The sequence below is a fragment of the Pseudomonas syringae genome, assembly GCF_002157375.1.
In the GTDB taxonomy this organism is placed as follows: Bacteria; Pseudomonadota; Gammaproteobacteria; order Pseudomonadales; family Pseudomonadaceae; genus Aquipseudomonas; species Aquipseudomonas syringae_T.
Genome location: NZ_MTSA01000005.1, coordinates 334,845 through 347,569, shown reverse-complemented (window position 1 = coordinate 347,569; position 12,725 = coordinate 334,845). Strand labels below are relative to the sequence as shown.

Genomic DNA, 12,725 nt, shown 5'->3' with positions numbered 1-12,725 from the left:
GCAATTTCACGAACCTGACAATCATCGCTGCGACGCGTCATGATCAGGCCCTGTAGAGAGCAGCAATGGCCGAATCCGGCGCGACATTTACCCAAGGCAGCCTTGGGCGCCATATCGTGGTGACCGCCAGTACCAGTGCGGTCAGCCTGTTCGCGATTTTTCTCGTGGACATTCTGACCCTGGTCTATGTCTCGATGCTGCACGATCCGGTGCTTCTGGCAGCCGTCGGCATTGCGAAGGTTCTGCTTTTCTTCAACGGTGCGTTGGCGACCGGTCTGATCATCGCCGCGACGGCGGTGCTGTCGGAGCGAATAGGCCATCGCGCGGCCAGATCGGTCCCGCGACTGACCGCCAGTCTGATGCTGATGGTCATCGCGGTGTCCGGTTTCGCCGCTGCACTGCAACTGGCGCTGTTGGTGCCCATCACTCACTGGCTAGGGGCCGAAGCGGCCACTTACCAGGCGGCCCACGCTTTTATCTGGCTGACTTTGCCGTTTACCGCGCTGCAGGCGGTCATGCAGATGTCGGCGCAAATGCTCAGGACCACCGGAGATAACCGCCGTGCGCTGGTGGTGGTGCTGTCGGCTGCCGCCACGCTGGCAGTCGCGGACCCGTTTTTCATCTTTTTTCTGGACATGGGCCTGACCGGTGCAGGCGTGGCATTCGCCGTATCGGCTGCTGTTTCCGCATCTGTCGGGGTGTACTGGGTCCGCCACCGTATCGGTATGATATTGAGCCGTAACCGCAAACTGCTGCGTCTTCATGCGGTGCGCACGTTCAGGCTCGCGCTCCCGGCGATGGTCGCAAACCTGGCGACGCCTGTCGGTCTGGCTTATCTTGTGGCCTCACTGTCGGCGTACGGCACCTCGGCGCTGGCGGCCATGACCGTGCTGGACCGGGTGTTGCAGTTTTCCTACTGCGCTTTTTTTGCCTTGCCGGGTGCGCTAGCCCCGGTGCTTGGGCAGAATGTCGGGGCGAACCGGGACCACCGTGTCCGGTCGGCGATTGTCTTCACCCGACGTCTGGTGGTTTGCTACGGGCTGGGTGTCTGGTTGCTGCTGGCGTTGTGCAGCGGCATGATTGCCGATCTGTATCAGCTCGGCGCCGACGCCCGGGCCATCTTCATCGCCTTCTGTTTGTGGGGTGGCGGTTTCTGGGTGGTTATTGGCCTGGATTTCGTGGCTATTGCGGTGTTCATGACCATGAACAAGTCGTGGTGGGTGGCCGTGTTTGCCTGGCTCAGGGCCACAGCAGGTACAGTGCCGTTCGTGCTGGCCGGCACTCACTGGTTCGGCAGCAGTGGCGCCTTGCCCGGCATGTTTGCCGGCAATGCAGTCGTTGCGGTGATTTCGATTGCCACGGCGTCGCTCACGGCAAGGCGTTTTTTCACCGGCAGGGCTCAGGCTGAGAGCGGCCGGGCTTATTGAATCAAGGTGTAATCAGGTTTTTATGGTCATCGAAGAATCAGGGAATGAATCCGAAGCGGCAGCCGCGCCCAAACGGCGCCGTGCGCCCAAGGGCGACATGCGTCGAAAGGCCTTGCTGGACGCAGCCACGGTGGTGTTCGCCAGAGACGGCTACTCAAGCGCGTCAATGCGTGAGGTCGCACTGCTTGCCGGGATCACGACGGTCGGGTTGCTGCACCATTTTCCCAACAAGGAAGCTTTGCTCGGCGCGCTGCTGGAGCGCAGGGATCAGCGCGTCACGTCACGGTTTCAAGACCTGACCACCGAGCTGACGCTTGAAGGCTTTCTGAAATTCCTGAAGCTGAGCATGAGCTTCAGTATCGAAAACGCTGACGAGTGTCAGGCTGCGTTACTGATGAATACCGAAAGTCTGTCGCCTGCGCACCCGGCGTGTTCATGGCACCAGGAGCGATTTCAACTGACCCACGAGCACGCGCGCGGCCATCTGAATGCGCTGATAGAGGCGGGGGAAGTTCGTGCGGACATCAACGTCAAAGCCCTGGCTCAGGAAATCTTCTCGGTCATGGACGGTTTGCAGATTCAGTGGCTGAGAAGCCCCGAAGACGTCGACGTCATGGCCGTTTTCGGTACCTATGTTGAGCGCCTGGGAAGGGATATCAAGGCTCGTCCCTGAGCCTTGACGGGTGCATCAGTAAGTCTGTGCCGCGCTGACCTGCACTGCCTTGCGCAGTGGCAACGGCAGCGGGTTGCTGTCGCGAGTGGTCAGTTTTTCGGGGTACAGCGTGATCAACGTTCTGTTAAGCGTCAGGTTCTCAGAGTCTGCGCCCACGAGGATCTTGAATTTACCGGCATCGACATCCCAGCTGGCGGTCTTGTCGACGTAGTAGGCCAGTGAGCGCGAATCAATCGGCACGCTGACCGTCTTGCTCTCACCGGGTTGCAAATAGACTTTGGTAAAGCCTTTCAGCTCTTTCTCCGGACGGTCTACTGCGGGTTTCACCGGCTGCACATAAAGCTGTGCCACTTCGAAGCCTGCCTTGTCGCCGGTGTTGGTCACGGTGAACTTGACGTCAATCGTGGCGCCAGGGGTCAGCACATTGGTCGACAGCTTGAGGTCGCTGTAGCTGAACGTGGTGTAGGACAGGCCATAGCCGAAGGGGTACAGCGGTTTGGCGTGCTTCTTGTCATAACCGCGATAACCCATGTACAGGCCTTCGCTGTAGGTCATTTCGGTCAGGGCATTGTTGCCACGATAGGCTGCCGGGTCCGGGTAGGACGCATAACTCGGGTTGTCCTCGATCTTCTTGTCGATGGTGACCGGCAGCTTGCCTGACGGGTTGACCTTGCCGTAAAGAATTTCGGCCAGCGCCTGACCGCCTTGCTGACCCGGGAACCAGGCTTGCAGCGTTGCGCCGACCTTGTTCGCCCACGGCTGCATGTTGGCCACGCCACCGCCGTGCATGACGACGATGGTATTGGGGTTGGCCTTGGTCACGTAGCTGATCAGCTCTGCCTGTTGATCCGGCAGATCGAAGCCGTGGTCAGAACCTTCACCTTCGTTTTCAGACGTGGTGCCGGTGGCGACCACGACGGCATCGTACGTCGACAGATCCTTTGGCGGACGCAACGAGGCCCAGCTCATTTGCACGCCAGTCAGGCCGCCCAGTACCGGGATGAAATTACCCTGAACGCGCTGGTACTCCAGCTTCACGGTGTACGGCTTGCCGGCCGTCAGCGCTGCGGTTTTACCCGAGGTGGTCAGTGCGTTCACGACATCGCCCGAGTAAGGCACGCCGTCGCTCTGCAACACCAGCTCATCGTTGACCCAGAGTTTGTAAGGACCGTCAGCCCGAACCTTGAACACCTGAGGGCCTGAAACGGTGGGTTTGATGGTGCTGGTAAACCGGGCGGAGAACGCGCCGGGCGACGGGCTGAAGCCTGAAACGGCCGTCGTGCCTGCATTGGTAACGTTGGTACCGGTGGCCCAGTTCAGGTTGACGCCTGGCTCGACGCGCGTCAGCACCGGGTCGCCGGAAAAGAGGGTGTTGGAAAAGTACTCGGCTTTCACCCCGGAGTTGTTGACCCCGTTGGCTCCTGTCGCCGGTTGATACCACGCCGAGCTGACCGGGTTCAGGCTCATCTCCGGCAGGTAGGTCACGTCATCGCTGCTGGACGCCAGTTGCTGCAAGCCGCTCAGCTCGGTGACGTAGCTGTTGGGCGGCGAGTTCGCGGTGCCGAACGGCGACGCAGGTGTTTCATGTGCCCAGTTGCCAATGACTGCGATCTTCGCCGAGCGCGCCAGTGGCAGCAGCGGTTTGCCCGCCGCCGTGTTTTCGTTGCGCAGCAGGACAATGGACTCACGTGCCGTATTCAACGCTGCGCGCATGCCGTATTCGGGGTGGTCCAGGGTCTTGGCGCTATTGAGATGCTCCTGGAAGTCGTAGCTGACGATGGCCCGCAGGTTGCGCTTGACCTTGTCGTCGATCACGTTCTGGGTCAGTTGCCCGCTCCACAGGTAAGGCAGCAGCTTGGCTTCGGTAAACTGCAGACCTGATGGCATGTCAATGTCAGTGCCGGCCCAGGCGCCTTTGAACGCATCGTGAATGGCGTTGAAGTCGCTGATGACCGTGCCTTGATAGCCCCACTCACCTTTAAGCACTTCAGTGATCAGGTGATGGTTTTCACAGGCGTAGTCGCCATTGACCTTGTTGAAGCCGCACATGATCGACGCGACATTGGCGTTTTTCACCATCGACTCGAAGCCTGGCAGGTACAGCTCGCGAAGAGTGCGTTCATCGACCTTGACGTCGACCGCCTGACGATTGGCTTCCTGCTCGTTGGCCAGGTAGTGCTTGCCGCTGGCCTGGATGCCTTGTGCCTGAATACCGTTGACGATGGCCGGTGCCAGCACTGCGCCGAGGAACGGGTCCTCACCGCTGACGTACTCTGCCGAACGACCGTTATAGGGCGTGCGATACAGGTTCACGCCGGGCGAGAGCATCTGTTGGCCGCCGGAAATCCGTGTCTCGTAGGCAATGGCGAGGCCGAACTCCTTGGCCCTGTTGATGCTCCAGGTGGCGGCCAGTGCGGATTGCGACGGGTACTGGGCGCCGAAGGTGGCGTTATTGACATGCACGCCCATCGACGAATCATACGCTACGGTGCCCTTGATGCCCCATTTGGGCAGGGACGGGATCATGTGCCCGTCGTCCACGCGGGTGAAGTTGATCTTCTCGGACTGATTCATGTTGTCGAGAATAGAACTGACACGGGCCTCGACGTCGTTGCCGGTGGCCGGGGTCACTGCCGCGAGGGCGAGATTGGCCTGCATGATGCTGAACGTCAGCAGGCTCAGGCCCAATGTCTGTTTGAACGCTGACAAGGCAAGTGTCCTTCTGGTCAATGCGAAAGGTGGGTGAGGGCGGTTCATGGTCGTTGTGCCTGCGCAGGTGCATCGTCGGTGTCCACCGGCGTATCGAGCAGGGTGGAGGAACTCTTCTGCGTCGTCGGGCTGATTTTGTCAGCGCCAGACAACTGATCGCGTTTGGCTTCAACCTGTACGCGGACCTGTTGATCAGCTGTATTGGCTGTTGGCGTCGAGTCCGCTGCGAGAGCGGACATACTTTGCGCGCACAGAAGCGCTGCGCTGAAAACAGACAGCAGGGTTCTAGTCATCGATTGCATCTCGATTGAGGGTGGTCGGATTAATTACGGACGGCTGTCGAAATCGTGCATGGCCGGGCCGAATATTATGCTCAGCGCGGCACTGGAAAGTTCGTCGACGGGTAAAGTATTCGCAACACCCCTTTAAATAAATGATGTCACTTCGCTACCTGTCAATTTTCCTGGGTTTTTGGGCGCTACACGCTCTGAAATAAAATGAAATGTCCGCAGATATTGGGATTAAATGCCAAAAATACGGTTATATATCGATATTTAAGGCTAATTTTTCATATAGATTAGGTTTTAATTGCTTTTTTATAAACCTAACTGTCGTTAGGTTTAGTGATCTGTTAAGCTTTGCGCTCTGAATGATAAGAGCGCTTTTCAGCCATTTTTATCAATGAGCCTCTGTGGGCTTACTTGCAACTTTCGGCACTGTTAATAATAAGTGCTGTGGCGCGGTGCTCGTTGCAAAAGAGCCGGTTTTATAATCATTCACCTGTCAGTCAGCGCACGGTCTGTTTTGCGCAGGCGCGTGTGTTTATTCTTTATGTCGGGAAGGGAGGTATCTCTTCACCGCCAGCGTTCGTAATTTAAAGGCAACTGTGGTGAGCTACCCACTTATCCGGACTGACCTGGCGATCTTGAAGGTCGTCAGGCGTCTGTGCTCCAGCCAGCCCCGAAAACTGACGTTTGGGCAGATTTTCCGAGAACTGGTCCGCTGTCATTCGAGCCTGCCGGCCATCGATGTTTGCGTTGCGAGGGTCGACACGATGGTCAGAGAAGGGCTTTTGACGTCGGCAAAGGTCCTTGAGCACGACCTGTCATTCCCCTATCCCCAGCACCTCATCAGCGGCCTGACCGAGATGGGTGCCGCCTCTCTGACAGGCAGTGAAGAGGCAGCGTGCTCTCGTTGAAGGTGCTGGCCTCATTCAGCGTATGGCAACGAAAGGTAGTACTGACCCAGCTCGGTGAGTCGGCCTTCATCACTCAATAAACTGGAGAAATGCGGGTCTTGGCTCATACGTCCGGTGAACCAGGCGTACCTGAACACGTCGGCTCGTCCCTCGAGCGTGGCAACCATGTCGGCCATTTGCTGTTTTTGCTTTTGTACGGAGTCAATCTGCATTCCGTCATCCAGGCTGTGCCAGTTGGCAAATTCCGTGACCCACACCGGCTTCCCGTAGCGAGCGAGCCTGTCGAGCATTCCTGACATGCCGTAGTCGTACCAATGGAAGGCCAGGTAGTCGATCTGCGGGTCACGATTCTGGTTCATGGACCGATACGCTGCGTAGAACGCGTCGAGCCACACCACCGGGTCGCCGTAGCCTGGCTGGGTTCCCCAGTTCATGGCTGGGCCTACCAGTTTTATTCCGGTCTGCGCCGCTATCTGCTCCAGCCTGGGCCAGAAACGCGCGACGGCCTCGGGTGTCATGTTTGCCTGGTCCACCAGATTGGGTTCGTTGATGGCCAGCAGATAGCGGATGGTGGGGTGCGCCTGCAGATAGAGTTTCAGCTGGCCGTCATCGATGTTGTCGTTCCACACCATCGGAATGAAGTCGACGCCGTACATCGAGGCGTAATCGTACGAGGCCAGGCGGTCATGCGGTTTCGGGCTCCAGTTGTACCACCAACTCACACCTGACGATAACGCGCTCAGGTCGGCGGGCAGTGTGAGGTCGTAAGCAATACCGCGCTTGGCGCTTTTGCTGGCCGCCAGGGTTGGGGCGGTAGATACACTCGCAATCAGCGTCAGGAGCATATAAAAGGGCAGGGTGTGGACCGTTGCTGACAGCTTACGCAGCATCATTGGCAGATCTTCCTTGAGGGTGAGAGGGCGGAACCCTATAGCGTTGTAGCAAGCAGCAAGCATGCCAGTGTTCCTGACCCGTTCACCTCGACACCTGCCTGGCACCCCGTTGCGGTGTCAATCAGGCGTTACCAGGGATCACCCTCTGCCTGGCGCAGGTCCAGTGTGCCGCTGTCGCTGAAGCGCATCGTGCCGAACAGGCCGCCCGCCAGTTTGCCGCGCAAGGTGTAAGGCAGATTGTCCAGACGCTGGCTTTGCGTCAGCCCCAGTGCCTGACGCAAGGCGGCGAACGCCGACACGCTGACCGGCACCACCAGCACGGCCTCGGAGAACCTTCCTACTGTGCCACTCTGGTTACTCACGCCGGAAGCCAGCAACTTTCCATTGACGTCCAGGTCCAGCGCCACGCCGGTGTAATTGATCTCGGCATCGTTGGGGTTCTGCACACGCAATGTGACGGCCATGCGCAGTTCCAGGCCTTGTCCGGGGATGGGCTCGATGCCGACGACATTGATGGCGAGCGGGTCTCGATGGGGCAGCAAGGCGCAAGCGCTCAGGGTGAGAATCAGCAGGCCTGAGAGCAAGACACGGATCGGGCGTAGCGACATGGTGGGTTCCGGCATCGGTGGGCGTTGATCTTCAGACCCCGTCTTCTACAAGAGATTCGTCCCGCGGGGCGCAATCCACAGATACCCGCTAATCTGCCTGTCTTACCCGTTGCGTCCCCGACGCGTCGGGTTGATCATTTCAGCGATCCCATAAAAACAAGACTGGAGATAGCCATGTCCACAGAACGGACAAACCCGCCGCACGACCCCGTGGTCATTGTCAGTGCCGCACGTACGCCTATGGGCGGTTTCCAGGGCGATCTGCAGAGCGTCAGCGCTACGCACCTGGGATCGATCGCCATTCGGGCAGCCGTTGAACGGGCCGGGATCGAGCCTGCCGCCGTAGAACAGTTGCTTTTTGGCTGCGTGTTGCCCGCCGGCCTCGGCCAGGCGCCTGCCCGCCAGGCGGCGTTGGGTGCCGGGCTGACGACCGCGACGCTGTGCAGCACCGTCAACAAGATGTGTGGCTCCGGCATGCAGGCGGCGATCATGGCCCATGACTTGTTGCTGGCGGGCAGTGCGAGCGTGGTGGTGGCCGGCGGAATGGAAAGCATGTCCAACGCGCCCTATATGCTGGACCGCGCGCGCAGCGGTTATCGCATGGGGCATGGCAAGGTGCTGGATCACATGTTTCTGGACGGTCTTGAAGATGCCTATGAGCCTGGACGGCTGATGGGTACCTTCGCTGAAGACTGCGCTCAGCTCAATGGCTTTAGCCGTGAGGCTCAGGACGCATTCGCGCTGGCGTCACTGGCCCGTGCGCAGCAGGCCATCAGCGACGGTCATTTTGACGCCGAGATCGTTCCGGTGCAGGTCACGGTGGGCAAAGTGACCCGGCTGATCACCCATGATGAGCAGCCCCCCAAGGCGAGGCCGGAAAAGATTCCCACGCTCAAGCCGGCGTTTCGTGAGGGTGGAACGGTGACGGCGGCCAACGCCAGTTCAATTTCGGACGGTGCGGCGGCGCTGTTGCTAATGCGCCAGTCGCAAGCGCAGCGCCAAGGCTTGAAGCCGTTGGCCGTGTTCCACGCACATGCCGCATTCGCCGACAAACCGGGCCTGTTCCCCACCGCGCCGATAGGGGCTATACAGCGGCTGCTGAGCAAAACAGGCTGGGCTGTCGATGACATTGACCTGTTTGAAATCAATGAGGCTTTTGCGGTCGTGCCGCTGGTGGCAATGAGCGAGCTGGGCTTGCCGCACGACAAAGTGAACGTCAATGGCGGGGCCTGCGCACTCGGTCATCCGATAGGCGCTTCGGGCGCGCGGATCATCGTGACGCTGCTGGCCGCGTTGCAGCGTCGGGGTCTCAGGCGTGGTGTGGCCGCTGTGTGTATCGGCGGCGGGGAAGCCACAGCCGTGGCGCTCGAACTAATAATTTAGCTTTATATTCAATGGCTTATTGACGACTCGTGAACCTATTTCTATAGAAAGCGCATTAACAGGTTATTTTTAAAAAAGGATATTTATCAATGCTTTACGAGACAATTCTCACTGAGATTATCGACAGCGTCGCGGTGATTACCTTGAATCGCCCCAAGGCTTTGAACGCACTGAATGCACGCCTGATCGACGAACTGAACCACGCACTCGACCGATTCGAGGCGGACAGCGCCATCGGGTGCATCGTGCTGACAGGCTCGGAAAAAGCGTTTGCCGCCGGTGCGGACATCAAGGAAATGGTCGAGCTTACCTACCCGCAGATCTACCTCGATGATCTGTTTCGCGAGAGCGACCGGATCGCTGCCCGGCGCAAACCCATGATCGCCGCAGTCGCCGGGTTCGCGCTCGGCGGCGGGTGTGAACTGGCGCTGATGTGCGACTTCATTCTGGCCGCTGAAAACGCCCGGTTCGGTCAGCCGGAGATCAACCTCGGCGTATTGCCGGGCATGGGCGGGACGCAACGCCTGACCCGGGCGGTCGGCAAGGCCAAGGCGATGGAAATGTGCCTGACCGGGCGCCTGATCGATGCTCACGAGGCCGAGCGCGCCGGTCTGGTGTCTCGCGTGCTGCCGCTTGAGCAACTGCTTCCGGAAGCATTGGCGGTGGCAGCCAGCATCGCGGCGAAGTCACTGCCGGTGGCCATGATGGTCAAGGAAAGCGTCAACCGCGCTTTCGAGGTCAGTCTGGCCGAGGGCATTCGGTTCGAGCGCCGGGTGTTTCATGCCGCGTTTGCCAGTCAGGATCAGAAAGAAGGCATGAAGGCGTTTATCGACAAGCGCCAGGCCGCTTTCAAGGACTGTTGATTCCGATTGCGTCGCGCTGTTCCTGCTTCAGGTTCTGCTCGAACCATTCATGCAGCGGAAGGCAATGGCCTGGGTGAATCAGGCAAAGCATCTGTGGCGTCTGGCGGTATTCATTGGCCAGGCGCTGACGCTGCGCCTGGCTCAGGCCCAGATAGCCGCGCGGGTCGGTTCGGCCTTCGAACAGGATGTTTTCCGCCGCCACTCGCGGCAGGTACTGCAACCCCGGCGTCTCCATTCGCACGATATACCAGACGCGGTCTGCCAGCGGCTCGTCCTGACGCCCCGGCTTTCCGGTCAAGCGCAGATCGTCCATTGCCAGGAGCGTCGCCAGCGTGGTGGGCACCGTGAGTGACGTTGTGATCAGCACCGGGCCAGTGATCAGAATGTGCTGCGGGTCGACATGCAGCGTTGCCGCCTGACTGCGCACGATCAATCGTTTGCTCGTCGTGGCGTGCAGGTGCTGGCCGCTCGCAAGGTGAATGGGGTCGATGGGGGCGATGTCTGAATCGTCCAGCCTCAGGTGAATGCCCGCAAGGCACTCAGCCTGTGCGAGAGCGGCGCAGATCACCGGCCGGTCCGGGTGGTTGTCGAGGTAACGAACCAGGACGCGCGTGCCCGGCGCAAGACGGAGCATGTCGTCGCTGGCGACTTGCGCGCGCGGCCAGGGTCGAGGATGGCTGCCTGGCTTGCGTGCCGGTTGCCAGTCGAACCGGATTGACCGAACGCCGTGCCTCGGCGCGCAAGCGTCGTCCTCCTGCACCGTGGCGATGTGATCGCCTGTTGCTGCAGGTCGAGGGTGTTTGATCGAGGGGCGAAACGGCATGGTCCACGGGATGGCCTTGAAGCTGTTGCGGTAGCCGTTGCCTGCGTGCTTTGTCTGGGACGGAAGGCGAGGCTCATTGAGCATTGCCTTGAGAATGGCCCGCGTATCGTCGGGATCGGCGTCCCGCAGCACTTGCAACTGTCGGCCTGTGTGAATGACTTCGGTCAGCAGCCATTGATCGTTGAACAAGGGTTCGGGGTGGTCTAGCACCTGCATCACCTCGCCGCTGCGGAGCGCGGTCTGACGGGTGTGTCCGCTGACTTCACGTCGTTCGCAGCGCAAACGCTCCAGTCTGCGTATACCGTGCTGCCGGTCCAGCGCCTGCTCCTGACTGATCGGTCCGGGAAAGGCTGTCGACCCGAAGGGATGATTGGCCGCGGGTGTGCTCATGTCCGGCGCCGACCCTGGCGACGGGAGTTCTTTGCGGCAATCGCAGTCATGCGGCGAGGCAAGCGGCATCGTCAGTATTTCAGCCATGTGCAAGAGCGTCGCCTGCGTCGAGTCTGCCTCATCGCTGCGCCTGAACCGGATCGGCATGCGCTGCACGGGAAAGCTCGCGGGGTCATCCGAAAAGACCAGCCAATGGCCGGTGGGCTCATGTTCGAAGCGGAAATGAATCCCTTCTTCTTCGCACAGGCGTTGCAGCAGTTGCAGGTCGGTCTCGTCGTACTGGATACGCAGAGGGCTGGACGGATAAAGGCCGGTCATCAAGCCGAACCGGCAGGCGTTCGCTTCGATCGCGTGCCTGGCCAGTTGCTGAAGGATCAGTTGCGGCACGCTGACGTCGTGATGAATGCGGCGCTGTGGATGCTGCGCAAGCTTCACGAGGGTCGGCTTCAGGACCAGATGGTAGAGACTGACACACGCCCCGCAGTGAATCCGGGTGAACTGGCAAATCTGGCCATGCACACCCTCGCCGGCGCGGCCGAAGCTCAGAAACGCGGTGCGATGCAGCACGCCGTGGGCATCTATATGCGGGTCGCTGCCGATCAGCTTGATATCAAATGTGTACGCTTCATTGAGGGCGTCGCGGCCGGTGAAGCCGATGACGCGCAGATCCGTCTTACAGTCGGCGATTGCCAGCGTGATCGGCACTTGCAGGTCTTCGCACATCCGCGGGCTCTCCCACCTTGAATTTCGGGAGCGCAGGGTACGGAAAGCCAAGCCTCAAAAACATTGCCGCATGTTTTTTCGGAAAAGGACTACAAGCTGTGCTGCCTATTGGATGGTTGCACTTCGCCAGATTGGCAGCCATCTTGGCGAGTTCGTCAGTCAATGTGCCTGTCGGGGGTTTCATCTGCGGTGATCGCGTATAAAATGCGCCGCGCCGGACAGGCTATTTTGCCGGTGACCCTTTTTCAGCGCCTTGCCAGTGCCGTGTTCTGTCAGTCATGCAGGCGCAGGCGGCGAGGTGCCTATCGAATCAAGAGAGCAGACATGGGCGCACAGTGGAAGGTCAAGCATAAAGAAGCGGCAGCAAATGCCAAGGGACGTACGTTTGGCAAGCTGTCCAAGGAGATCATGATCGCGGCCCGCGCGGGTGCTGACCCGGACATGAATTCGCGTCTGCGTCTGGTGGTTGAACAGGCCAAAAAGGCGTCCATGCCGCGTGAAACCCTGGAACGTGCAATCAAGAAAGGCGCGGGCCTGCTGGGCGAGAGCGTCAACTTCGAGCACCTGACCTACGAGGGCTTTGCTCCGCACCGCGTGCCGGTGATCGTCGAGTGCCTGACGGACAACATCAACCGCACCGTATCCGAAATTCGCGTGCTGTTCCGCAAGGGGCAACTGGGCGCAGCCGGTTCGGTGTCTTGGGACTTTCGGTATCTGGGCATGATCGAGGCTGTGCCTGCGTCACCGGACGCTGATCCGGATATGGCAGCCATCGAAGCCGGTGCCCAGGACGTCGAGCCGGGTGAAGAGGGCGCCACGCTGTTCCTGACCGATCACACCGATATGGACGCTGTCTGCAAAGCGCTTCCCGCGTTCGGTTTCACGGTTCAGTCCGCGCAACTGGGCTATCGCCCGAAAAGCACGGTAGGCGGCCTGACCGACGAGCAGATGGCTGAAGTCGAAGCGTTCCTCGAAGCCATCGACAACCACGACGACGTCCAGAACGTCTACGTAGGTCTGGCGGGCTGATCGGCG

At 59.7% G+C, this 12,725-nt stretch carries 11 protein-coding genes; 6 read left to right on the top strand and 5 right to left on the bottom strand.

Features of this window, described 5'->3' with window-relative positions; translation table 11 throughout:
* The first annotated feature begins 65 nt into the window (after positions 1–65).
* Complete coding sequence (locus tag BW686_RS08625; protein WP_084915911.1) at positions 66–1,427, top strand: MATE family efflux transporter; 1,362 nt, start codon at positions 66–68, stop codon at positions 1,425–1,427.
* Between the two features lie 22 nt (positions 1,428–1,449).
* Positions 1,450–2,100 (top strand): TetR/AcrR family transcriptional regulator, encoded by a 651-nt coding sequence (locus BW686_RS08620; RefSeq protein ID WP_084915910.1) that lies wholly within the window; start codon positions 1,450–1,452, stop codon positions 2,098–2,100.
* Between the two features lie 15 nt (positions 2,101–2,115).
* Here the strand turns inward: BW686_RS08620 and BW686_RS08615 are convergent, their stop codons facing one another.
* Positions 2,116–4,857, bottom strand: coding sequence for a beta-glucosidase (locus BW686_RS08615; protein ID WP_084915909.1), 2,742 nt, complete (start codon positions 4,855–4,857; stop codon positions 2,116–2,118).
* Positions 4,854–5,090 (bottom strand): hypothetical protein, encoded by a 237-nt coding sequence (locus BW686_RS08610; RefSeq protein WP_179149212.1) that lies wholly within the window; start codon positions 5,088–5,090, stop codon positions 4,854–4,856. Before BW686_RS08610 ends, BW686_RS08615 begins: the two co-directional genes overlap by 4 nt.
* Before the next feature lie 605 nt (positions 5,091–5,695).
* Here BW686_RS08610 and BW686_RS27085 point away from each other — a divergent pair.
* Positions 5,696–6,007, top strand: coding sequence for a hypothetical protein (locus tag BW686_RS27085; protein ID WP_086934799.1), 312 nt, complete (start codon positions 5,696–5,698; stop codon positions 6,005–6,007).
* Positions 6,008–6,018: 11 nt separating this feature from the next.
* On the opposite strand, the gene BW686_RS08600 is transcribed toward BW686_RS27085, so the two are convergent.
* A complete protein-coding gene (locus BW686_RS08600) occupies positions 6,019–6,900 on the bottom strand; it encodes a glycoside hydrolase family protein (RefSeq protein WP_179149204.1) in 882 nt (293 codons plus the stop codon).
* 128 nt (positions 6,901–7,028) lie between these two features.
* Positions 7,029–7,508 (bottom strand): LEA type 2 family protein, encoded by a 480-nt coding sequence (locus BW686_RS08595; protein ID WP_084915905.1) that lies wholly within the window; start codon positions 7,506–7,508, stop codon positions 7,029–7,031.
* A gap of 174 nt (positions 7,509–7,682) precedes the next feature.
* On the opposite strand from BW686_RS08595, the gene BW686_RS08590 reads away from it, so the two are divergent.
* On the top strand, positions 7,683–8,891 hold the full coding sequence (locus BW686_RS08590) for an acetyl-CoA C-acyltransferase (RefSeq protein WP_084915904.1): 1,209 nt from the start codon (positions 7,683–7,685) through the stop codon (positions 8,889–8,891).
* Positions 8,892–8,980: 89 nt separating this feature from the next.
* Positions 8,981–9,754 carry an enoyl-CoA hydratase gene (locus tag BW686_RS08585; RefSeq protein WP_084915903.1) on the top strand — a complete coding sequence of 258 codons (774 nt, stop codon included), beginning with the start codon at positions 8,981–8,983 and terminating at the stop codon, positions 9,752–9,754.
* Here the strand turns inward: BW686_RS08585 and BW686_RS08580 are convergent.
* Positions 9,741–11,690: a type VI secretion system Vgr family protein gene (locus tag BW686_RS08580; RefSeq protein ID WP_084915902.1), complete on the bottom strand. Its 1,950-nt coding sequence runs from the start codon at positions 11,688–11,690 to the stop codon at positions 9,741–9,743. The genes BW686_RS08585 and BW686_RS08580 overlap by 14 nt on opposite strands.
* Positions 11,691–12,014: 324 nt before the next feature.
* Between BW686_RS08580 and BW686_RS08575 the strand changes: the two genes are divergently transcribed.
* Positions 12,015–12,719: a YebC/PmpR family DNA-binding transcriptional regulator gene (locus BW686_RS08575; RefSeq protein ID WP_084915901.1), complete on the top strand. Its 705-nt coding sequence runs from the start codon at positions 12,015–12,017 to the stop codon at positions 12,717–12,719.
* Positions 12,720–12,725: the final 6 nt, after the last annotated feature.

What these genes read in the sequence shown, in the direction of transcription:
- BW686_RS08625 (WP_084915911.1), top strand. Translation starts at nt 66, where the DNA reads ATGGCCGAATCCGGCGCGACATTTACCCAAGGCAGCCTTGGGCGCCAT.
- BW686_RS08620 (WP_084915910.1), top strand. Translation starts at nt 1,450, where the DNA reads ATGGTCATCGAAGAATCAGGGAATGAATCCGAAGCGGCAGCCGCGCCC.
- BW686_RS08615 (WP_084915909.1), bottom strand. Translation starts at nt 4,857, where the DNA reads ATGAACCGCCCTCACCCACCTTTCGCATTGACCAGAAGGACACTTGCC.
- BW686_RS08600 (WP_179149204.1), bottom strand. Translation starts at nt 6,900, where the DNA reads ATGATGCTGCGTAAGCTGTCAGCAACGGTCCACACCCTGCCCTTTTAT.
- BW686_RS08595 (WP_084915905.1), bottom strand. Translation starts at nt 7,508, where the DNA reads ATGTCGCTACGCCCGATCCGTGTCTTGCTCTCAGGCCTGCTGATTCTC.
- BW686_RS08590 (WP_084915904.1), top strand. Translation starts at nt 7,683, where the DNA reads ATGTCCACAGAACGGACAAACCCGCCGCACGACCCCGTGGTCATTGTC.
- BW686_RS08585 (WP_084915903.1), top strand. Translation starts at nt 8,981, where the DNA reads ATGCTTTACGAGACAATTCTCACTGAGATTATCGACAGCGTCGCGGTG.
- BW686_RS08580 (WP_084915902.1), bottom strand. Translation starts at nt 11,690, where the DNA reads ATGTGCGAAGACCTGCAAGTGCCGATCACGCTGGCAATCGCCGACTGT.
- BW686_RS08575 (WP_084915901.1), top strand. Translation starts at nt 12,015, where the DNA reads ATGGGCGCACAGTGGAAGGTCAAGCATAAAGAAGCGGCAGCAAATGCC.